This window comes from Pseudomonas fluvialis (assembly GCF_002234375.1).
Lineage (GTDB): Bacteria > Pseudomonadota > Gammaproteobacteria > Pseudomonadales > Pseudomonadaceae > Aquipseudomonas > Aquipseudomonas fluvialis.
Window position 1 is genome coordinate 40,800 of sequence record NZ_NMQV01000020.1, and the last position, 20,176, is coordinate 60,975.

General features: G+C 62.5%; 25 protein-coding genes and 1 pseudogene. 12 read left to right on the plus strand and 14 right to left on the minus strand.

The genetic code is table 11. From position 1 onward, the window contains the following. Positions 1 to 61: 61 nt before the first annotated feature. Together CFY91_RS10670 and CFY91_RS10675 are read left to right on the plus strand one after the other, a co-directional pair. Positions 62 to 685 (plus strand): TetR/AcrR family transcriptional regulator, encoded by a 624-nt coding sequence (locus CFY91_RS10670; RefSeq protein WP_188390268.1) that lies wholly within the window; start codon positions 62 to 64, stop codon positions 683 to 685. A 68-nt stretch (positions 686 to 753) separates the two neighbouring features. Next, the gene (locus tag CFY91_RS10675; protein WP_229727158.1) at positions 754 to 1,536 is read left to right on the plus strand and encodes a PhnD/SsuA/transferrin family substrate-binding protein; all 783 of its coding nucleotides are present in this window, start codon (positions 754 to 756) and stop codon (positions 1,534 to 1,536) included. Between the two features lie 5 nt (positions 1,537 to 1,541). Here the strand turns inward: CFY91_RS10675 and CFY91_RS10680 are convergent, their stop codons facing one another. Both CFY91_RS10680 and CFY91_RS10685 read right to left on the minus strand, forming a co-directional pair. Beyond that, a complete protein-coding gene (locus CFY91_RS10680; protein WP_093986357.1) occupies positions 1,542 to 1,703 on the minus strand; it encodes a DUF2897 family protein in 162 nt (53 codons plus the stop codon). Between the two features lie 75 nt (positions 1,704 to 1,778). Continuing rightward, positions 1,779 to 2,546 (minus strand): substrate-binding periplasmic protein, encoded by a 768-nt coding sequence (locus tag CFY91_RS10685; protein WP_093986358.1) that lies wholly within the window; start codon positions 2,544 to 2,546, stop codon positions 1,779 to 1,781. Positions 2,547 to 2,670: 124 nt separating this feature from the next. On the opposite strand from CFY91_RS10685, the gene pyrF reads away from it, so the two are divergent. Further along, positions 2,671 to 3,366, plus strand: a complete 696-nt coding sequence (pyrF, locus tag CFY91_RS10690; protein WP_093986359.1) for an orotidine-5'-phosphate decarboxylase — start codon at positions 2,671 to 2,673, stop codon at positions 3,364 to 3,366. Positions 3,367 to 3,493: 127 nt separating this feature from the next. After that, positions 3,494 to 4,255: an SDR family oxidoreductase gene (locus CFY91_RS10695; protein ID WP_093986360.1), complete on the plus strand. Its 762-nt coding sequence runs from the start codon at positions 3,494 to 3,496 to the stop codon at positions 4,253 to 4,255. A 27-nt stretch (positions 4,256 to 4,282) separates the two neighbouring features. Here CFY91_RS10695 and CFY91_RS10700 read toward each other — a convergent pair whose 3' ends face one another. The 3 genes from CFY91_RS10700 to CFY91_RS10710 all read right to left on the minus strand — a co-directional run bounded on the left by CFY91_RS10700 (position 4,283) and on the right by CFY91_RS10710 (position 6,615). Next, positions 4,283 to 5,479 (minus strand): benzoate/H(+) symporter BenE family transporter, encoded by a 1,197-nt coding sequence (locus tag CFY91_RS10700; protein ID WP_093986361.1) that lies wholly within the window; start codon positions 5,477 to 5,479, stop codon positions 4,283 to 4,285. Next, positions 5,476 to 6,084 carry a LysE family translocator gene (locus CFY91_RS10705; protein ID WP_093986362.1) on the minus strand — a complete coding sequence of 203 codons (609 nt, stop codon included), beginning with the start codon at positions 6,082 to 6,084 and terminating at the stop codon, positions 5,476 to 5,478. Before CFY91_RS10705 ends, CFY91_RS10700 begins: the two co-directional genes overlap by 4 nt. An 84-nt stretch (positions 6,085 to 6,168) precedes the next feature. Further along, positions 6,169 to 6,615, minus strand: coding sequence for a MarR family winged helix-turn-helix transcriptional regulator (locus CFY91_RS10710; RefSeq protein ID WP_093986363.1), 447 nt, complete (start codon positions 6,613 to 6,615; stop codon positions 6,169 to 6,171). 82 nt (positions 6,616 to 6,697) lie between these two features. On the opposite strand from CFY91_RS10710, the gene CFY91_RS10715 reads away from it, so the two are divergent. Together CFY91_RS10715 and CFY91_RS10720 are read left to right on the plus strand one after the other, a co-directional pair. Further along, positions 6,698 to 7,858 (plus strand): aminotransferase-like domain-containing protein, encoded by a 1,161-nt coding sequence (locus CFY91_RS10715; protein WP_093986364.1) that lies wholly within the window; start codon positions 6,698 to 6,700, stop codon positions 7,856 to 7,858. Positions 7,859 to 7,860: 2 nt separating this feature from the next. Then, positions 7,861 to 8,463: pseudogene (locus CFY91_RS10720) on the plus strand (glutathione S-transferase family protein). Here CFY91_RS10720 and CFY91_RS10725 read toward each other — a convergent pair. The 6 genes from CFY91_RS10725 to nhaD form a co-directional block, all read right to left on the minus strand. Then, positions 8,460 to 8,825, minus strand: a complete 366-nt coding sequence (locus tag CFY91_RS10725; protein ID WP_093986365.1) for a glutaredoxin family protein — start codon at positions 8,823 to 8,825, stop codon at positions 8,460 to 8,462. The pseudogene CFY91_RS10720 and the gene CFY91_RS10725 overlap by 4 nt on opposite strands. Positions 8,826 to 8,837: 12 nt before the next feature. Further along, positions 8,838 to 9,386: a GTP cyclohydrolase I FolE gene (folE, locus tag CFY91_RS10730; RefSeq protein WP_093986366.1), complete on the minus strand. Its 549-nt coding sequence runs from the start codon at positions 9,384 to 9,386 to the stop codon at positions 8,838 to 8,840. A 46-nt stretch (positions 9,387 to 9,432) separates the two neighbouring features. Then, positions 9,433 to 9,990 carry a Smr/MutS family protein gene (locus tag CFY91_RS10735; RefSeq protein WP_093986367.1) on the minus strand — a complete coding sequence of 186 codons (558 nt, stop codon included), beginning with the start codon at positions 9,988 to 9,990 and terminating at the stop codon, positions 9,433 to 9,435. Positions 9,991 to 10,036: 46 nt separating this feature from the next. After that, complete coding sequence (locus CFY91_RS10740; RefSeq protein ID WP_093986368.1) at positions 10,037 to 10,336, minus strand: hypothetical protein; 300 nt, start codon at positions 10,334 to 10,336, stop codon at positions 10,037 to 10,039. 62 nt (positions 10,337 to 10,398) lie between these two features. Then, positions 10,399 to 10,995, minus strand: coding sequence for a cysteine hydrolase family protein (locus CFY91_RS10745; RefSeq protein ID WP_093986369.1), 597 nt, complete (start codon positions 10,993 to 10,995; stop codon positions 10,399 to 10,401). A gap of 68 nt (positions 10,996 to 11,063) precedes the next feature. Continuing rightward, positions 11,064 to 12,353 (minus strand): sodium:proton antiporter NhaD, encoded by a 1,290-nt coding sequence (gene nhaD / locus CFY91_RS10750; RefSeq protein ID WP_093986370.1) that lies wholly within the window; start codon positions 12,351 to 12,353, stop codon positions 11,064 to 11,066. A 226-nt stretch (positions 12,354 to 12,579) separates the two neighbouring features. On the opposite strand from nhaD, the gene prmB reads away from it, so the two are divergent. After that, positions 12,580 to 13,500 carry a 50S ribosomal protein L3 N(5)-glutamine methyltransferase gene (prmB, locus tag CFY91_RS10755; RefSeq protein WP_093986371.1) on the plus strand — a complete coding sequence of 307 codons (921 nt, stop codon included), beginning with the start codon at positions 12,580 to 12,582 and terminating at the stop codon, positions 13,498 to 13,500. On the opposite strand, the gene CFY91_RS10760 is transcribed toward prmB, so the two are convergent. After that, complete coding sequence (locus tag CFY91_RS10760; protein ID WP_229727159.1) at positions 13,501 to 14,316, minus strand: hypothetical protein; 816 nt, start codon at positions 14,314 to 14,316, stop codon at positions 13,501 to 13,503. A gap of 140 nt (positions 14,317 to 14,456) precedes the next feature. Here CFY91_RS10760 and aroC point away from each other — a divergent pair, with 140 nt between their 5' ends. From aroC to CFY91_RS10775, 3 genes are read left to right on the plus strand one after another with little or no spacing between them, the layout of a single operon-like run. After that, positions 14,457 to 15,548, plus strand: a complete 1,092-nt coding sequence (aroC, locus tag CFY91_RS10765) for a chorismate synthase (protein WP_093986372.1) — start codon at positions 14,457 to 14,459, stop codon at positions 15,546 to 15,548. A 56-nt stretch (positions 15,549 to 15,604) separates the two neighbouring features. Further along, entirely contained in the window at positions 15,605 to 16,750 is a 1,146-nt protein-coding gene (locus tag CFY91_RS10770) for an MFS transporter (protein WP_093986373.1), read from the plus strand. A 13-nt stretch (positions 16,751 to 16,763) separates the two neighbouring features. After that, positions 16,764 to 17,321, plus strand: a complete 558-nt coding sequence (locus CFY91_RS10775) for a cupin domain-containing protein (RefSeq protein ID WP_093986374.1) — start codon at positions 16,764 to 16,766, stop codon at positions 17,319 to 17,321. Positions 17,322 to 17,366: 45 nt separating this feature from the next. Here the strand turns inward: CFY91_RS10775 and CFY91_RS10780 are convergent, their stop codons facing one another. Further along, positions 17,367 to 17,576: a YgdI/YgdR family lipoprotein gene (locus tag CFY91_RS10780; protein ID WP_093986375.1), complete on the minus strand. Its 210-nt coding sequence runs from the start codon at positions 17,574 to 17,576 to the stop codon at positions 17,367 to 17,369. Positions 17,577 to 17,951: 375 nt separating this feature from the next. Here CFY91_RS10780 and brnQ point away from each other — a divergent pair, with 375 nt between their 5' ends. Next, the gene (gene brnQ, locus CFY91_RS10785; protein WP_093986376.1) at positions 17,952 to 19,268 is read left to right on the plus strand and encodes a branched-chain amino acid transport system II carrier protein; all 1,317 of its coding nucleotides are present in this window, start codon (positions 17,952 to 17,954) and stop codon (positions 19,266 to 19,268) included. Positions 19,269 to 19,280: 12 nt separating this feature from the next. On the opposite strand, the gene CFY91_RS10790 is transcribed toward brnQ, so the two are convergent. Continuing rightward, on the minus strand, positions 19,281 to 19,523 hold the full coding sequence (locus CFY91_RS10790; RefSeq protein ID WP_093986377.1) for a hypothetical protein: 243 nt from the start codon (positions 19,521 to 19,523) through the stop codon (positions 19,281 to 19,283). Between the two features lie 178 nt (positions 19,524 to 19,701). Between CFY91_RS10790 and CFY91_RS10795 the strand changes: the two genes are divergently transcribed. Further along, positions 19,702 to 20,166: an outer membrane lipoprotein gene (locus tag CFY91_RS10795; RefSeq protein WP_093986378.1), complete on the plus strand. Its 465-nt coding sequence runs from the start codon at positions 19,702 to 19,704 to the stop codon at positions 20,164 to 20,166. Positions 20,167 to 20,176 lie beyond the last annotated feature (10 nt).

Below are 20,176 nucleotides of genomic sequence, written 5' to 3' on the forward strand. Positions count from 1 at the left end.
TTGGTTGGCTGCCTGCGCCTAGAGTGCGCGGCATCAGCAGTATGAGGCCCAAGACATGAGTCTGGATGAGCAGAAAGCCCGTGAGGTCATGCAGCAACTGGTGGCCAGCGGCCAGGTCACCGACCCCGAGAGTGCACGCGGCAAACTGCTGCAAACGGCTGCACACCTGTTTCGCAGCAAGGGTTATGAGCGCACTACGGTGCGTGATCTGGCTGGCGCGGTGGGTATCCAGTCGGGGAGCATCTTTCATCACTTCAAGAGCAAGGATGAGATCCTCCGTTCGGTGATGGAGGAGACCATTCGCTACAACACGGCATTGATGCAGGCCGCGCTGGCCGATGCGCAGGATATTCGCGGACGTGTACTGGCGCTGATTCGCTGTGAGCTGCAGTCGATCATGGGCGGTACCGGCGAAGCCATGGGCGTGCTGGTGTACGAGTGGCGTTCGCTGTCCGACGAGGGGCGTACCTATATTCTCGGTCTGCGTGACACCTACGAGCAGCTCTGGCTGCAGGTGCTGAACGAGGCACGGGATGCCGGGTTCTTCCATAGCGATCCGTTCATCATGCGCCGCTTGCTGACCGGTGCGTTGTCTTGGACAACCACCTGGTTTCGTGCCGATGGCCCGATGAGCCTGGACCAGTTGGCAGAGGAAGCCCTGGCGCTGGTCATCAAGGAACGCTGAACTGGCAAACGGCTGGCACTGCGCTAGCCTGACACTTCAGGCGTCCTCATTGATCAGTTGAGGTTTTGATGTCGTTACCCTGGCGCGGGCTGAAGCCGGTGGGCTTGGCCCTCATGCTGTTGTTCCATTCCCTGCAGGCACTGGCCGAACCACAGGATGTGCGTGTCGGCGCCTACCATTTCCCGCCCTATGTCGAGCATCCGGAGCGTGCCGGTGCTGCCGGCCTGTTGCCGGAGCTGCTGGTCTTGCTAAATCGCCAGCAGGCTGACTTTCGCTTCCACTTGGTGCCGACTTCGGCTACCCGGCGCTATCAGGACATGGCGCGCGGGCGTGTCGACCTGATGTTTTTCGAGTCGTTGCGCTGGGGTTGGCAGACGCAGCCGGTGCAAACTGTCGATCTGCTGATCGAGGATACCGAGGTGTATGTGGCCAAGGCCATGGCCGGGCGTGATCAGCGTTATTTCGATGATTTCACTGGCAAGCGCATGGCCCTGTACAGCGGCTACCACTACGGCTTTGCCGGCTTCAACGCCGACCAGGAACAACTACGTCAAACCTTCCAGGCAGTGTTGACCTACTCGCACGACAGTAACCTGCTGATGGTACAGCGCGGTCGTGTCGATCTTACCGTGGTGGCGCGTTCTTACCTGGCCCTGTACCTGACCCGGCACCCGCAGCTACGTCAGGCCCTCTTGGTATCAGAGCGCGCCGATCAGTATTACCAGCATCAGGCGTTGCTGCGGGCGCAAGCACCGATCAGCAGCACGCAGCTCAGTGAATTGCTCGAACAGCTGCGGGGCACGGCCGAATATGCCGCCTTGCTGGCGCGCTACGACCTGCAGGCGCGTTAACCACGCTAGGCTTGTTCGTCGCGATCGGCCTGGGCGTTGCGCTGGCGTATGCGCTCAAGTTGCTCGGGTGTGAGGTCGATCTTGCGGGCGCTGTCGCGTAGCAGCAGCAGGTTGCCGATGATCGCGCCGAGGGCCAGGGCGATGATCAGCCAGGCATACCAAGGCATGCTGTTCTCCTTGAGGGCGATTGATGGCCTGTGCAGTGTTGCAGAGATCAGGCCGACTACGCCAGCCGGCTACAGCTACAGGTAATTGAGCAGGATATCGTCATATAGGCTCGGGCCGATCTTGCCGGGTAGGCGGCGTACACGATCGAGGGCTTCCTGTAGCTGGCGTACCTGCTGATCATCGGTCTGTGGATGAAAGGCGTACCACAACTCACCTTCCTGCAGCACGTGGACTACTTCGAAATCCTCCGGGTCCAGGCGCACATTGCGCAGGAACCAGCGTGCCACATGCTCGTCGTAGGCCCACAGGTCGATGCGTCCGGCATGCAGCTGGCGGGCCAGGGCATCGGCGCTGGATGAACGCTGCAGTTGCTTCCGTGGCACGCCGACGCGCAGGCTGGCGACTTCGCCGATATCCTCGGGCACTACGCCGATGCGGTATTGCCTGAGCTGTTGTGGATCATCGATGCGGATCTGCCGGCTTTTCAGGGCGAGCAGTACGACCCGGGTTGCACAGATAGGGCCTGCCCATTTGAAGAGTGTTTCACGCTCGGCGCTGCGTGTGGTGGAAAACAGCACGCTGCCAGGCTCCTGCAGGGCCATGCGGTAGGCGCGCGGCCAAGGCAGCAAGCGGATCTGGCTGCGCGTCACCGGCTGGGCGCTGCCCTGGGTGGCGCTGACCAGCAAATCCACGGCAATGCCGCGCAGCACGTTGCTGTCGCTGTAGTTGTAGGGGGGGAATGATTCGGTCAGGTAATGCAGCGCCGGCGGTTCAGGTTGTGCGGCCAACAGGGCGCCGGATAGTGCAAGACCGAGCAGGAACAGGGTTGGGTGGGTAAGCATGGGCGTCCTCCTTGGCCGTTTTCGGGCTGATTAACAGCATAGTTGCCTGGGCGCTGGCCTGCCTTGCGCCGGTCGGCACTCCGGCCTGCTAGAATGCCCAGCGTTTTTTTGCCGAGAGCTGTCCATGTCCTGCCAGTCCCCCCTCATCGTCGCCCTTGATTTCCCCAACCGCGAAAGCGCCATGGCGCTGGCTACCCAGTTAGATCCGCAGCAATGCCGGGTCAAGGTCGGCAAGGAGCTGTTCACCCGCTGCGGCCCGGCTATCGTCGAGGACCTGCAGGGGCGCGGCTTCGAGGTATTCCTTGACCTGAAATTCCACGATATTCCCAATACCACGGCCATGGCGGTACGTGCCGCCGCCGAGCTGGGTGTGTGGATGGTCAATGTGCACTGCAGTGGAGGGCTGCGCATGATGGCGGCCTGCCGCAACGAGCTGGACAAGCTCGCCGGGCCACGCCCCTTGCTGATCGGGGTGACCGTACTGACCAGCATGGAGCGCGATGACCTCGTGGGTATCGGCCTGGATGTGCTGCCGCAGGCGCAGGTGTTGCGTCTGGCCAGCCTGGCTGCCGAGGCTGGCCTGGATGGCCTGGTCTGTTCCGCCCAGGAAGCACCGGCCTTGAAGCAGACCCAGCCACAGCTCAAACTGGTCACACCGGGCATTCGCCCCGCCGGCAGCGCCGCGGATGACCAGAAGCGTATTCTCACGCCGGCCCAGGCGTTGCTCGCTGGTGCCGACTACCTGGTGATCGGTCGGCCAATCAGCCAGGCGAGTGATCCGGCCCAGGCGCTGGCAGGGGTGCTGGCCGAGCTACGCTGAGCCGCTCAGGGCGCGCATGATCAATGCGCCGCATGGTCCGACCATTACCCGGCTGATGATGCTGCCGATGCCAGGCCCGGCATGACTAGACTGCAGGGGTTTTTTACTCAATGCAGAGGATCATGCAATGGCGATGAAGTTTTCCGGGCAGGTCGCCCTGGTGACGGGGGCAGCAGCAGGCATTGGCCGGGCCACGGCGCTGGCCTTTGCCGGCGAAGGGCTCAAGGTAGTGCTGGCTGACCGCGATGCGCACGGTGGCGAGGAAACTGCCGAGCTGATTCGTGCTGCCGGCGGCGAGGCTTTTTTCCAGGCATGCGACGTGACTTGCGCTGAGCAGGTCAAGGCGCTCATCGAGGCCGGCAAGGCGCGCTACGGTCGCATTGACTATGCCTTCAACAATGCCGGTATCGAGATCGAACAGGGGCGTCTGGGCGAAGGCAACGAAGCAACCTTCGACGCCATCATGGGCGTCAATGTCAAAGGTGTCTGGCTGTGCATGCGCGAGGAACTGAACCTGATGCTTGGCCAGGGCGGCGGGGTCATCGTCAATGCCGCGTCGGTAGCCGGGGTTAATGCGGCACCGAAGATGAGTATCTACAGCGCTTCCAAGCATGCGGTGATTGGCCTCAGCAAGTCGGCGGCCATCGAATACGCCAAGAAGAACATCCGCGTCAATGCGGTATGCCCGGCGGTGATCGATACCGAAATGTTCCGCCGTGCCTATCAGGCCGACCCGAAGAAGGGCGAATTTGCTGCCGCCATGCACCCGGTGGGGCGCATTGGTAGCGTCGAAGAAGTGGCCATGGCGGTGCTTTACCTGTGCTGTGACCAGGCGGCCTTTACCACCGGGCATGCCTTGGTGGTCGATGGCGGAGCGACGGTCATCTGAGTCCTTCGGGGCTTGCCAGGCGCCTGTTCAGGCGCCTTTTTTTTGTGCGTTGCCGGGTAGCAGGAGTAGGCACAGCAGCCCGGCGGCCAGGCCCCAGAACGCCGAGCCGATCCCCAGCAGGGTCATGCCCGAGGCGCTGACCAGAAAGGTCAACAGTGCCGCTTCGCGTTCGCTCGGCTCGCTCATCGCCTGGGTCAGGCCGCCGCTGATCGAGCTGAACAGCGCCAAAGCGGCAATGGACAGGATCAGTGCACTCGGCAGGGCGCTGAACAGCGCCGCCAGCGTCGCTCCGAAAACCCCGGCGATGGCGTAGCACAGCCCGCAACAGACGGCAGCCGTATAGCGTCGGCGGGGGTCTTCGTGGGCTTCCGGACCGGCGCAGAGTGCAGCACTGATGGCCGCCAGATGGATGCCATGGCTGCCGAAGGGCGCCAGCAGAAGCGAAGCCAGACCGCTGCTGGTCAGCAAGGGGGAAGCCGGTACGTCGTAGCCGTTGGCGCGCAGTACCGCCATGCCGGGCAGGTTTTGCGAGGTCATGGCGACGACGAACAGCGGAATGCCGATGCTGATCGTCGCCGCCAGCGAGAAGCTGGGGGTGGTCCAGTGCGGGGTCGCCAGCTGTAGCTGGAACCTCTCGAAGTTCAGCAAGCCGAAACAGCCGGCCAGCAGACTGCCGGTCAGCAGGGCAGCGAGTACGGCGTAGCGTGGCCACAGGCGTTTGCCGAGCAGGTAGGCGAGCAGCATGGCGATGACCAGGACGGGCTGCTGTTCGGCGGCTACGCAGATTTCCAGGCCGATCTTGAACAGCACCCCGGCCAGCAGGGCGGCGGCTAGCGAGCCGGGGATACGCCGCATGAGACGATCAAAGCTACCGCTCAGGCCGATCAGCACGATCAATGCGGAAGCCAGTATGTAGGCACCAATGGCTTCCCCGTAGGGCACTTGCGGCAAGCTGCTGACCAGCAGTGCGGCGCCTGGCGTCGACCAGGCGATCATTACCGGTGCGCGGTAGCGCAAGGACAGGCCGATGCAGCACACGGCCATGCCGATCGACAGGGCGGCGATCCATGAGGAAATTTGTCCGTTGCTCAAGCCGGCTGCCTGGCCCGCCTGAAACATCAGGACCAGCGAGCTGGTGTAGCCGGTGAGCATGGCAATGAAGCCGGCGATCAGGGTGCTGGGGGCTGAGTCGCGCCACAGGCGCTGCAAAAACGGCATGCTCATAGGCCACGCTCGGCGAGGATGGGGTAGAGCGACAGTACCAGCAGCATGGCCATGCCATGGTTGAACAGACGCCGTTTGCGCGAGTCCTGCAACAGCTTGCGTAGCAGGCTGCCGGCCACGGTCCAGAGACCTACGCTGGGCCCGTTGACCAGGGCGAACAGTGGGGCAAGCAGCAACAGATTGCCGAGGAAATCCTCTTGGGGGATGTAGGTGCCTATGGCGGTGATCGCCATGATCCAGGCCTTGGGGTTGATCCACTGAAAGGCCGCGGCCTGGACGAAGGTAAAGGGCTTTCCGGGGGCTGCGCCGCTGTCGCTCGGCGCGACGCTGCGGGCGATCTTCCAGGCCAGGTACAACAGGTAGGTCGCGCCGCCCCAGGCCAGCAGCGCGTGCAGCAACGGCCAGCGCTGGAACAGCTGGCCCAGACCCAGGCCGACAGCCAGCACCAGCAGCATGAAGCCCAGGCTTACTCCGAGCATGTGTGGCACGCTGCGGCGCAGGCCGAAATTCACGCCGCTGGCCAGCAGCATCATATTGTTAGGCCCCGGGGTGACCGAGGTGACAAAGGCAAACAGGACAAAGGCCAACAGCAGTTCTGGGGTCATGACAGGCTCCGCGACAGCAGGCAAGCCTAGGCGTTGAGCGTGCCGGACGTCACGGTACAGTCAGCGGGTCAGTGAGCCGTACAGTCACGAGCCGACGTTGCGACCGTGGGCCAGGGCCAGGTTGACCTTCAACCAGCCCTGCACGGCGTCTTCGCCCACCTCGGCGAAGACGCGTTGCAGCAGGCGTGCCTGCTCACGGCGCAGGGCCTGTTCCAGGCGTGCACCTTCGGCGGTAAAACCGAGCAGGCGCTTGCGTTTGTCATCGGCGGCCGCCTCGCTCTGCACCAGATGCATTTCCATCAGCTGGCGCAGGGGCGTATTGAGTGCCTGCTTGCTCACCCCCAGGTAGCCAAGTAGCTCCTTCATGCTCAGTCCCGGGTACTTGGCGATGAAGAACAGGATGCGGTGATGCACGCGCGACAGCCCTCGGCGCGCGAGCATTTCGTCCGGCTTGGCGGTGAAGGCCTGGTAGCCAAAGAAGAAGGCTTCCATGGCGGCCTGTTGCACCTGTGGATTTTTTAGGTCAGGCATATTGACGTATCCCTGGGTGGCGGCGTAGTTTCGGTCAATCAGTTTGACTCATCTTTCTTGTCTTTTGCACCCAGGTATTTCCATGGCCTTCTCCGAACGCATCGCCCGCCTGAAAAGCTCCCTGATCCGTGAAATCCTCGCTGCCGCGCAGCGCCCGGAAGTCATGTCCTTTGCCGGCGGCTTGCCCGCCGAGCCGATGCTGCCGAAGGTGGAGTGGGACGAGATGCCGGCGGCGCTGAGCCAGTACGGCATGAGCGAAGGCGAGCCGGCACTGCGTGAGGCGATTGCCGCCGAGGCGCGCCGCCTTGGTGTGCCCTGCGATGCCAGTCAGGTGCTGGTGACTTGCGGTTCGCAGCAAGCGCTCGATCTGGCCAGCAAGCTGTTCATCGATCCGGGTACCGAGATTCTGCTCGAGGCACCGACCTACCTGGCTGCGCTGCAGTCCTTCCAGCTGTTCGGTGCCGACTGCCTGACTGTGCCACAAGAAGCTGATGGCCCTGATCTGGCGGTGCTGCGCGAGCGGCTGCAGCAGCACAAACCGGCTTTCGCCTACCTGATCCCGACTTTCCAGAATCCCTCTGCGGTGCGTTACAGCGAGGCCAAGCGGGATGCCGTGGCGGCGCTGCTGGATGAATTCCAGGTCACCCTGATCGAGGATGAACCCTATCGCGAGCTGGTATTCGACCAGGCGGACGCTACGCCGATTGTCAGCCGCCTCAAACGGGCCAGCTGGATCTATACCGGCACGCTGTCCAAGACCCTGCTGCCGGGCTTGCGCGTCGGTTTCCTGATCGCCACGCCGGATCTGTTCCCTTATCTGCTGCGCTTGAAGCAGGCGGCCGACCTGCACACCAACCGTATTGGCCAGTGGCAGGCGTTGCAGTGGCTGGGCACGGACAAGTACCGCGCGCACCTGGCCGAGTTGCGCGACTTCTATCGCCTGCGTCGTGATGCCATGCAGGTTGCGCTGGAGGAGCACTTCAGCGACCTGGCGACCTGGCAGGTGCCGCAGGGCGGGCTGTTCTTCTGGCTGACCCTCAAGCACAAGCAGGACACTCGCCAGCTGCTGGCGGCGGCCATGGCCGAACAGGTGGCGTTCATGCCGGGTGAGCCATTCTTCGTCGATCCCGAGGCCAATCCGGGTTATCTGCGGCTGAACTTCAGCCACGTTCCGCCGGAAAAGCTGTCTGAGGGCCTGCGCCGCCTGGCGGCGGTGATCCGTCGGGCGCAGGGAGTGTGCTAGCCATGCTCAAGGTCTATGGCGATGAGCGTTCCGGTAACTGCTACAAGGTCAAACTGCTGCTGAACCTGTTGCAGCAGGATTACCAGTGGCAGGCTGTCGATGTGCTCAAGGGCGAAACGCGCAGCGCCGAGTTTCTGGCCAAGAACCCCAACGGCAAGATTCCTCTGCTGGAGCTGGAGGATGGCAGCTTTCTCTGGGAGTCCAATGCCATCCTCAACTACCTGGCCGACGGCACGGCCTGGATTCCGCACGAGCCGCGTTTGCGTACACAAATGCTGCAATGGCAGTTCTTCGAGCAATACAGCCACGAACCCTATGTCGCTACCGCGCGCTTCATTCGCCTGTTCTAGGGCTTGCCGGATGAGCGTCGCGATGAATACGCGCAGTGCCTGTTGGGCGGCGACAAGGCCTTCCGGGTGATGGAGCAGCAGTTGCAGCGCACGCCGTTTCTGGTCGGGGAGCAGTACACCCTGGCGGATATTGCGTTATATGCCTACAGCCATGTGGCCGAGCAGGCGGGTTTTACGCTGCACGCTTATCCGGCTGTGCGTGCCTGGCTGGCACGGGTTGCCAGCCAGCCCGGGCACCTGGCCATGGCCTGTTAGGCGAAGCGTTGCTCCAGATAGGCGATGATCGCCTTGGATTCGTAGAGCCACTGGCTCTGGCCGTTTTCTTCGATGCGCAGGCAGGGCACCTGGATCTTGCCACCCTGTTCGGCCAGTGCCTGGCGATGCTCGGCGTTGTTTTTGGCATCACGCAGAGCAACCGGCACATTCAGGCGATGCAGGGCGCGGCGTGTCTTCACGCAAAACGGGCAGGCGTGAAACTGGTAGAGGGCCAAGTGTTGGGCGGCCTGTTCGACTTCGGCCTGGGCCTGTGGCGTGCGCTGTTGCTTGCGTGGGCGGGTCAGCAGGTCGAGCAGTACGATAAGTTGGCCAAGGGCCAGGCGTAATGTCTTGATAAGCATGGTCACTCCTGGTTAGCGACGAATCAGGCTGAGAAATTCACTGCGTGTAGCTGGGTTGTCGCGGAATTCGCCGAGCATGACCGAGCTGACCATGCTGGAGTTCTGCTTTTCCACACCGCGCATCATCATGCACATGTGCTGGGCTTCGATAACCACGGCTACGCCGAGTGCGCCAGTCACCTGCTGGATGGCATCGGCAATCTGCCGGGTAAGGTTTTCCTGGATCTGCAGGCGCCGCGCATACATGTCGACGATGCGCGCTACTTTGGATAAGCCCAGCACCTGGCCGTTGGGAATGTAGGCTACCTGGGCCTTGCCGATGAAGGGCAGCAGGTGATGCTCGCACAAGGAGTACAGCTCGATGTCGCGCACCAGCACCATCTCGCTGTTGTCCGAGCTGAACAGCGCGCCGTTGGTGACCTCCTCAAGGCTTTGCTGGTAACCGCGACACAGGTATTGCATGGCCTTGGCGGCACGCTTGGGGGTATCGCGCAGGCCCTCACGAGCCGGGTCTTCACCCAGTTGTTCAAGGATGGCGTGGTAATGCTGTTGCAGGGGCATGGCAGGGGTCTCTGGCAATACGGGGCGGGTGCGGCAGGCGGACGACTTATTCGTCGCGCCCTTCGAGCATGCTGCGCTTGAGCAACACATAGAGTGCGCCGGTGCCGCCATGACGCGGCAGGCAGGAAGTGAAACCGAGTACGTGTGGGTGTTGGCGCAACCAGGTGTTGACGTGGCTCTTCAGCAAGGGCTTGCGGCCATCGAGGCGCGCGGCCTTGCCGTGGGTGATGCGCACGCAGCGCACTTCCAGGCGGGTGGCTTCGGCGAGGAATTCCCAGAGGTTTTCCCGGGCTTTTTCCACGCTCATGCCATGCAGGTCGAGGCTGCCTTCGAAGGCCACCTGGCCAGCCTTGAGTTTGCGCAGCTGGCTATCCTGCAGGCCGTCACGCCCCCAGTACAGTGCATCTTCGGCGCCGACATCAATGACGAACAGATCGGACAGACCGTCCACCTGCAGACTACTTGTGGTCTGTAGCGCCTGTTGACGGCGTCGCTCGATCAATTGTCGATCAGCTCGGGGTTTGCCCGTGTCGGCCTGGTCGACCTGTAGCCGGCGTATGCCGTGTATCTGGCGAGTGAACAGGGAAAAATCGTCGTCTTGCATCGGGCTCTCCACAAGGGGGCGGCATTCTACCCGGGTTGCCACCCGCTCAGCGACCCTTCTTCAGCAGACGTGGATCAAGCACCAGGCTGTTGTGTTGCAGGCGGCGACCCTGACGGCGACGTACCAACCAGGCACTTGCCAGCAGCAGGCCGGCACCTGCCAGGTAGGCAATGGCCTGTTCCATGTCCGCCGCGGGCGTTGTGCGATAAGACCAGACGCTGAATCCGGCCAGCCCAGTCAACAGCAGTCCGCCGAGCAGCAGGGCGTGGGCGAGGAGGCGCAGTGGCCAGCAGCGCACCGTGTGTTGGCGCAGGCAGCGGGGGTTGAAACCGTTGTTCGACTTCATCGGCGATCCTCGCAGGGTTGGCCGTGAGACCGTATCGGAGGCGAGCGGTTCCTGGAGGATACTCAGTTGAGCGCCTGCAGGTTGTCGACCACGCAGGCAAAGTTGTCAGCCAGGGCAATCAGTTCGGCACGTTGTACCTGCTCAGCTGGCATGCTGCCACCGGTGCGGTCGGGCAGGTCGCGGGTGGCGCAGGCAGACTCGACCAGGGTGACGCGATAACCGTAGTCCTTGGCCGCTCTGACCGTGGTGCTGACACTGGAGTGAGTCATGAAACCAACCACGATCAGGTCAAGATTGCCAATGCTTTGCAGCTGCTCATGCAGTTGCGGATTGGAGAAGGCATTGGGCAGGCGCTTCTCGATCAGCACTTCGCCAGGCTGCGGGATGCACTCGGGGAGATGTGCGCCGCGCGGGCCACTGGGGTCGAGGATGCCACCGGGCACGCCCAGATGACGAACATGCACGATGGGACGTTGCTGTTCGCGGGCCTGCTGCAACAGGCGGCTGATTTCCGCCACGGCACTTTCCAGCGCGGGCAGGCGTAAGGCACCGCTGCGGTATTCTTCCTGCGTATCGATCACCACCAGGGTGGCATTCTTCAGGCTGGCCGGCGCATAGCTGCGCCCGGTCAGCTGTAGCAGGGTCTTGACGCTGGACATTGGCGGTTCCTTGTTGACGGCAGGGCGCTATTGTCAGTCCTCTGCCGTCCGTTGTGAACCGTCGCGATTCAATACAGGGCGAATACCTGATATTGCACGTACCAGGCGCCGAGCGAGCCAAAGAAGTTGACCAGAATGGCCGGCAGGAAGCGCAGGTGGACGCCGAAGCTGTAGCTGCGATCCAGGGTCATGGCCATGATCCCGGCTGCCGAGCCGACGACAGTCAGCGAGCCGCCGATACCGACCATCAGGGTGTTGAGAGCCCACTGGTCAGCGCCCAGGTTGGGTTTGGACATCAGCGCGGCGGCCTCTACCGGCACGTTGTCCATGATCCCGGAGATAACCCCGAGCAGCAGGTTGACCGTGGTCGGGTCGAACATCTCGAACAGTCGGGAGATGTAGCTGAGCCAGCCGACATGGTTGAGGCAGGCCACCGAGGTGATGATGCCGATGAAGAACAGCAGGGCGTTCCACTCGACCTTTTGTAGCTGATCCTGCCAGGGCAGTTCGATGCCGCGGCGCATCAGGGTCCAGGTGTAGAGGGCGACGAAGCCCAGGCCGATGCCAATGGCGAATTCGATACTGACATGCAGTACGACGTTACACAGTACGGCACCCACCACGGCGAGCAGTCCGACCAGGGCAATACCGGCACCGCCAGGTTTGAGGGCGCTGTCGACCGTGTCGCTGACGTCCAGCAGATCTTCACCCTTGAGTGGGCGCAGGTAGAAGAGGTGCATGACCAGGGCGAATAGCAGCCAGCCGATCAGCGCCGAGGGTAGCAACAGCAACAGGCCCAGCAGGCTGATCTTGCCTGCCAGCAGGACCATCAGGCTGGTTGAAGTGCCGAGAAACCAGACGCCGCTGTTGGACGCTACGACGATATTGCACAGGGCGATATGCCGGTAGCGGGTGTGGCTGGACATGTGGGTGATCGACTTGCCGAAGATCATTGCCGTGGTGAAGTTGTTGATGAAGGGCGCAAGCATCGCCGACAGTGCGCCGGTCGCCCAGAACATGCCGCGTGCACCGAGGCCACGCGCTTTCAGCCAGCCATTCAGGGCATTGAACACATTACGTTCATTGAGCAGTTCGACGATCATCCACATGAAGGCCATGAAGGCGATCAGCCCGAACAGCTCCTCTTTGGTTTCGTTCTGCGCCTCGAGGAAACGCGGGAAGCCGCTGGGGTCGTAGAAGGCATAGTGCACGCCAATGACCACCAGCCCGGACATCATGAACATCGCTGGCTTGAACTTGTCCATTTCCAGCTGGGCTTCGAAGATGATCAGCGTCATGCCAATCAGGAATATCGCCAGGACCAGCAAGCCGGTCAGCGAGAAGGGTTCAATAACCATGGTAGGCGTCTCGTAGGATGGGAAAGTGGCGTTCTGCCCGCAGCGGCGACTGCCTTCCTTGGAGAGCTTTGCCCCTGTTAGAGCGCCTGCCGGGCGGTCGAAAAAATTTGTTGCAAACTAGCTGGAAGCCCCGTCTGGGGCAAGATGTCGCAGCCTGGCTGGCAAAATATTTTTTTCAGCTTGACCGGCAGGCTAAACTGCCGGCCCCTTTCAAGGAGCGCATTTCGTGGCCACTACTTCCTCCCTGCGTACCCTGCGCGACCATATCCGCTGGGCGGTCAGCCGCTTTCACCAGCATGAACTGTTCTTTGGTCACGGCACTGACAATGCCTGGGATGAGGCGCGGCAACTGGTTCTGGGCGCCTTGCAGTTGCCCTGGAACATGGCCGATGCCTACCTGGACTGTGCTCTGGAGGACGACGAGCGCGAGCATTTGCAGTATCTGTTGCGTCGACGTATCGAAGAGCGTGTGCCGACGGCCTACCTACTCGGTGAAGCGTGGTTCTGCGAGCTGCCGTTCGTGGTCGACGAGCGTGTGTTGATCCCGCGCTCGCCCATGGGTGAGTTGATCCAGCAGGGCTTCGAGCCCTGGCTGGCCGAGCCACCGCAGCGTGTGCTGGATCTGTGTTGTGGCTCGGGTTGTATCGGTATTGCAGCGGCCTATGCCTTCCCCGATGCGGAGGTCGTGCTGGGCGACCTGTCTTTCGAGGCGCTGGAAGTGGCTAACCTGAACATCGAGCGACATGGCCTGGAGCAGCGGGTGTACACCGTACAGGGCGATGGGTTTGCCGGGCTGCCCGGGCAGCGTTTCGATCTGATCCTGTGCAATCCGCCTTATGTGGATGCCGAGGATATTGCCGATATGCCGGCCGAGTACCGACATGAGCCCATGCTGGGCCTGGCCTGTGGCGAGGATGGCCTGGATCTGGTGCGTCAGTTGCTGGCCGAAGCAGCTGATCATCTCAATGAACGCGGTCTGCTGTATGTCGAAGTCGGCAACAGCCAGGTGCATGTCGAGGCGCTGTACCCGGAAGTGGATTTCGCCTGGCAGTCGTTCAGCCAGGGTGGGCACGGGGTGTTCATGCTGAGCGCCGAGCAGTGTCGCCAGCACCAAGCCTTGTTTCGCAGCCGCGTGCAGAAGGATTGATCAGGCCAGGGCCATCCAGATCAGTAGGCCAGTCTGAAACAGGCAGAACACCAGCAGGCTGGTGATGGTGAAGCGCAGGCCATGCTCGTCGCGCTTGTGGGCGCGCAGTTGCTCGTTCAGTTGGCGCAGGCGGGCATCCTGCTCGCGCAGGTTCTGGTCAGCCTGCTGGAGCATGTTGGCGGCATCCAGCAGGCTGACCAGCTGGACTTTGTCGCGGTTCCACTCACCCTTGAGCTCGCTGATTCGACAGGGCTTCAGCTGCAGCTGGGTAAACAGTGGATCAAGGTACTCGTAGGCAATGCCCAGGCTGTCGAGCATTTGCTCGCGGCGTTGCCGCAGCTCCTCGTCGAGCGGGTTCTTCGGTTGCAGCAGTTGCCCTTCCAGCAGGTAATGCGCCCAACGCTGGCGTAGCCAGAGAATCGCCTGGGCCAGGATGAAACGGCCCAGGCCGCGGTTTTCCGGGTTGAGGCTCAGGCCGCCGGCAGGCCCCAGGCGAACCCGTTTATGGCCATGATCGACCCATATTTCCAGCAGGTTGTCTTCCTTGTGCAGCAGTTGGCCGGGCAGGGCCAGGCTCAGGCGTAGCAGGCTCAGGCGTGGGTGATGGCGTTCGACCCGGCCCAGCTCGACAAAGCGCAGGGGGCGCGCACCACTCTTGCGTTCGATCGGCAAGGGGGCCAGGCGCAATAGCTGAAAACGCTCGGCCGGCAGGTCGGCCCAGGGATGCGCCTGGTCTTCCCGTGGGAAAGCACTCGGCAGTTCCTCAGCCTCGCTGGCGAGGGGAGTCTCCGGGCTATGTGGGGCGGTTTCGCTCATGCGCAGGGCCTGTGGTGGTTTTCTGCAGTCTGCCGCAAGCATTGCGCCAGGCCAACAAGCTATCGGCCGCTATGCGCTGCGCTTGAAGCCGCTGTTATACTGCGCGGCCTTTGATCCTGCTGAATTTGCGGAGCTGCTGCATGTCCGGTAACACCTTTGGCAAGCTGTTCACTGTCACCACGGCCGGCGAGAGCCACGGTCCGGCCCTGGTGGCCATCGTCGACGGTTGCCCGCCGGGCATCGAGCTGAGCCTGGCTGACCTGCAGCACGACCTTGATCGTCGCAAGCCGGGCACCAGCCGCCACACCACCCAGCGCCAGGAAGACGACGTCGTCGAAATCCTCTCCGGGGTGTTCGAGGGCAAGACCACCGGCTGTTCCATCGGCCTGCTGATCCGCAATACCGACCAGAAGTCCAAGGATTACTCGGCGATCAAGGATCTGTTCCGCCCGGCCCACGCCGACTATACCTACCATCACAAGTACGGCATCCGCGACTACCGCGGCGGCGGGCGTAGCTCGGCGCGCGAAACTGCCATGCGCGTGGCCGCCGGCGCCATCGCCAAGAAGGTGCTGGCTGCGCAGGGCATCATCATTCGTGGCTATATGAGTCAGCTCGGTCCGATCGAGATCCCGTTCAAAACCTGGGACAGCGTCGAGCAGAATGCCTTCTTCAGTCCCGACCCGGACAAGGTGCCCGAACTGGAGGCTTACATGGACCAGCTGCGCCGCGACCAGGATTCGGTGGGCGCAAAGATCACCGTGGTCGCCGAAGGCGTGATGCCCGGACTGGGTGAGCCGATTTTCGATCGCCTGGACGCCGACCTGGCCCATGCGCTGATGAGTATCAACGCGGTCAAGGGTGTGGAAATCGGTGCCGGCTTTGCCTGCGTGGCCCAGCGCGGCACCGAGCACCGCGATGAGCTGACTCCCGAGGGCTTCCTCAGCAACAATGCCGGCGGCATCCTCGGCGGCATCTCCAGCGGCCAGCCGATCGTCGCGCACCTGGCGCTCAAGCCGACCTCCAGCATTACCACGCCGGGGCGTTCCATCGATGTCGACGGCAACCCGGTGGACGTTATCACCAAGGGCCGCCACGACCCCTGTGTCGGCATCCGCGCCACGCCGATCGCCGAGGCGATGATGGCCATCGTGCTGCTCGACCACCTGTTGCGCCAGCGTGGTCAGAATGCCGAGGTGCGTGTACAGACGCCGGTGTTGGGACAGTGCTGAATGTCCCTCTGCCTTGTGTGGCTTAGCCCGGCGCTACTCGCCACAAGGTGATGTCAATGCGCGCCGCCTTGCCCTATTGGCGCCTGTCCGGCTTCTATTTCTTTTACTTTGCCTTGTTGGGGGCTACGGCGCCTTATTGGGCGCTGTACCTCGCCGAGCTGGGCTTTTCCGCGGCGCGCATCGGTGAGTTGCTGGCTATTCCCATGCTTATGCGCTGTCTGGCACCCAACCTGTGGGGGTGGCTGGCTGATCGCAGTGGTCAGCGGCTGCTTATCGTGCGCCTGGGGGCGTTGGCCACGCTGCTCAGTCTGGCGTTGATCTTCGTCAGTCAGCAGTTCTTCTGGCTGGCGCTGGTCATGGCCCTGCATGCGTTCTTCTGGCATGCGGTGCTTCCACAGTTCGAAGCACTGACCCTGGCGCACCTGCAGGAGCGTCCGGAGTTGTACAGCCGCCTGCGTCTGTGGGGGTCGGTGGGCTTCATCGTCAGCGTGGTGGGCCTGGGATATCTGCTGCAGTGGTTGCCGTTGCGCCATTATCCCTGGCTCTTGCTGCTCATCATGGCGGGTATTTTGCTGGCCAGTCTGTGGGTGCCCGATGTGCGCCAGACGGTGGCGGCGGCGCGTGCCGCGAGCGGTTTTCTGCAGCAGTTGCGTGCCCCGGGCGTGCTGTTGTTCTACCTGGCGGTGGCGCTGATGCAGTTGTCCCATGGCCCTTACTACACCTTTATCAGCCTGTATCTGGAAGGTTTGGGCTACAGCCGCGGGTTGATTGGTCAGCTGTGGGCGCTGGGGGTGGTGGCGGAAATCCTTCTGTTCCTCGCCATGCTGCCGATCCTTGCGCGCGTGACGCTGCGCCAGTTGTTGCTGCTTAGCCTGTTGCTGGCCGCCTTGCGCTGGCAGGTGCTGGCCTGGTGGGCAGATCAGTTGGCGCTGCTGCTGTTCAGTCAGCTGTTGCATGCTGCCACCTTTGGCTGTTTCCACGCCGCTGCCATTCATTTCATCCAGCGCCACTTTGCCGCTGGCCAGCAAGGGCAGGGGCAGGCACTCTATGCCACCCTGTCGGGTATTGGTGGTGCGTTGGGAGCCCTGTACGCGGGCTATGCCTGGACTGTCCTGGGGGCGAGCTGGACCTTCGCGCTGGCCAGTCTGGCTGCATTGCTGGCTTTTCTGTTACTGGCCTGGCGCCTGCCTGTTGATCGCTGACCTGGAGTTGCCCATGAGTCGCTTGAGTGTGTTTGCCCTGGCCCAGCCTGCCCAGCCCTGGAAGACCCTGACGCATGCCGAGGATATTGCCACGACCCTGGCTGAGGCGGGCGTGACACTCCTGCACCTGCCTGATACGGCAGCCTGGCGACGTGCTCGTCAGGCTAACGATGATTGGTTGGAAGCCGTGCGCCAGCTCGAGGGTGTGCAAGCGCTTCTGGCCGCTCTACCAGCCTTGCAGTTGTTGAGCTGTGGCCCGCACCAGCCCTTATCGGAAGGCTGCCGGGAGCGCCTGGGCATGCCGCAGCGCTTTGTCGGGGCAGAGGCGCGCCTGGTGCTGGAGGGCAGTTGTCTACTGTCGCTGGTTTGTCAGGAGCAGGTCTGGCAGCTCTGGCTGGATGCGGGGGAGGGGCTAAGCCTGCCCGCCGGCACGCTGCACTGGATGCAGGTGGATTGCCAGCATGACACGCATGTACTGCGCCTGAGTGCGCTCGCCGGTGACTGGCAGGGGCAGGAGGAGTTGGCGTTGTGCGAAGTCGCTCGTCTGATGGCGGACGAGGCGCTCCTCTGAACGCCGCTCCCGGCGGGACTGCATGACCCGCCGGGGCTATCTGGACTAGCGTTCGATCACCGTCTTGATGGTGTCTTGAGGCACCTGCTGAATGCGACCTTCGCTATCGGTGAACTCCAGCAATCCGTTGTTCTTGTCGAGTTCCGGCTTGCCGTAGCTGGTCAGCACATCACCGTTGTTAGTGATCAACAGGTACTCGCTGGCACAGCCGGTCAGCAGCAGGGCAGCCAGGCCAAGGGTGAGCAGTTTTTTCATGGGCAAACTCCTTTTGTGATGGAAACGGTACGCCGGTACGGTGCGATACCAGAGCACTCATCTGACAATAATCCGCTTCGTTGTGGCTTGCCAGCGGATTGCATGTGCTGGGCTGCTGTAGCAGGGGCGATAAGCTGATTGCCAGGTCAAGTTATAGATATGCGACATTGCTGAATGTCTTGCCGACGCTCCGCCGGCTGTGCATCGCGGTACCTGCCGGCTTCCTTTAAGGTGCGCCACTTTGTCAAGCCGCTGCCTCCCACAAGGAGGCTGATGGTCTGTTGTGCAGCCAGCCAACCGCTGGCACGCACAGCGTGCGGCCAACCGCCCGAGCACGCGCCCGAACCGAATACTTTCCGTGTGGTGCTAACGCTTATGAACCAATTGCGCAGCCAGGACCTGTTGGCCCTTGGCTTTATGACCTTTGCCCTGTTCCTCGGGGCTGGCAATATCATTTTCCCGCCCAGCGCCGGGCTGGCCGCAGGGGAAAACCTCGTGCAGGCCGCACTGGGCTTTCTGCTTACCGGGGTCGGCCTGCCCCTGTTGACCGTGGTGGCACTGGCGCGTGTGGGGGGGGGGATGGATCGCCTGACTGCACCGCTGGGCAAGGTGGCCGGTAGCCTGCTGGCCGTGGCAGTCTACCTGGCAATCGGCCCGCTCTTCGCAACACCGCGCACTGCCGTAGTGTCTTTCGAGATGGGCGTGGTGCCTTTCGTTGGCAATAGCGCGCAGGCCTTGTTGATCTACACGCTGGTGTATTTTTCTGCGGTGTTGTTCCTGGCACTCAATCCCGGGCGCTTGGTCGATCGCATTGGTAAATTCATCACCCCGGTATTGCTGGCCGCCTTGCTGGTGCTGGGTGGCGCTGCGGCGTTTGCTCCGGCTGGAGAGATTGGCCAGGTGGCTGACAGCTATCGCGAGGCGCCGTTCGTGCAGGGCTTCCTGCAGGGCTATCTGACCATGGATACGCTCGGTGCACTGGTGTTCGGCATCGTTATCGCCACGGCCATTCGTGATCGTGGGGTCAGTGCAGCGGCGCTGGTAACCCGCTACTCGGTGATTGCCGGGGTAATAGCTGCCTGCGGTCTGTCGCTGGTTTACCTGGCACTGTTCTATCTGGGGGCGACCAGCCAGGGCATTGCCGGTGAGGCGCAGAATGGCGTGCAGGTACTCACCGCGTATGTCCAGCACAGTTTTGGCACGTCAGGCAGCCTGTTGTTGGCGGTGGTTATTACCCTGGCCTGCCTGACCACCGCGGTAGGCTTGCTGACGGCCTGTGGTGAGTTTTTCAGCAATCTGTTGCCGGTGTCCTACCGCACAGTCGTCGTCGTGTTCGGTGTGTTCAGTCTGCTGGTGGCCAACCAGGGACTGACCCAGTTGATCAGTGTTTCGATCCCTGTTTTGGTTGGACTCTATCCGCTGGCCATTGTGTTGGTGGCGCTGAGCCTGGCAGATCGCTTGTGGTTGTCGCCGGCGCGGGTGTTCGTGCCGGTGATGCTGGTGACCCTGTTGTTTGGGCTGTGCGACGGCCTGGCTGCGGCCGGCCTGAACGACTGGGTGCCGGCCTGGATTGGTGGGCTGCCTTTGGCCGAGCAGAGCCTGGGCTGGTTGTTGCCGGTACTGGCCATGTTGTTGGTGGCGGTACTGGTTGATCGCCTGCTCGGGCGCCCGCGCGTGGTTTGCCTGGGTTAAGCGGCGCGCCGCTCAGCGCGCTTGCTGGTGGTAGCTGGCAGCGGCCTGGCGCAGGAAGTTTTCCAGCGCTGCGCCGCGCAGCTTGCGTTGCTGGGCCTGTTGCAGTTGTTCGAGCATGAACGGGCGCATCTGTGGGTTGTCTGCAGCCATGGATAAGGCCAGGTCGCGTTGTGTCCACAGGCGGATGCGCCGGTATAGCCAGTAATGGAAATACAGTCCGGCGGCCGTGGTGATGAAAATGATGAAGTAGTCCATGTGCGGCACTCCTGATGATTGGGCTGACGGGAAAGAGCAGCTATTCTAGGGCCAGTTACGCCTTGCTGGCGTCTCGAAGAACACAAAGGATTGAACCAGATGCCGCTCGCCCTGCTCTAACAGGGTGCAGTCAAACAATGCATGGGCGCCAGAGGCGACCTGCCATAGGGAGAGAGTCATGGGTAAATCGATGTGGCTGGGTGTTACCCTCAGCGCCATGCTGCTGGGGTTGGCTGGTTGTACCTCCAACCTGAGCGGCGATACCTACAGTCGGGATGAAGCACGCCGGGTGCAGACCGTGCGCCTGGGGACCATCGAGTCGCTACGTCCGGTGCAGATCGAAGGCACCAAGACGCCGATCGGCGCAGGGGCGGGTGCGGTGATCGGTGGTATCGGTGGCAGTAGCGTAGGCGGTGGTCGGGGTAGTGCCGTGGCCGCGGTGATCGGTGCAGTGGCTGGCGGCATGCTGGGTGCCGCTGCCGAGGAAGGCTTGACCCGCACCCAGGGTGTCGAGATTACCGTGCGCGAGGATGATGGCAGCCTGCGAGCCTACGTACAGGAAGTGCAGCCCAACGAAATCTTCCGTGTGGGCGACCGGGTCCGTATCCTCACGGTCAACGGCACTAGCCGCGTCGCACGCTGAACCTGCCGCC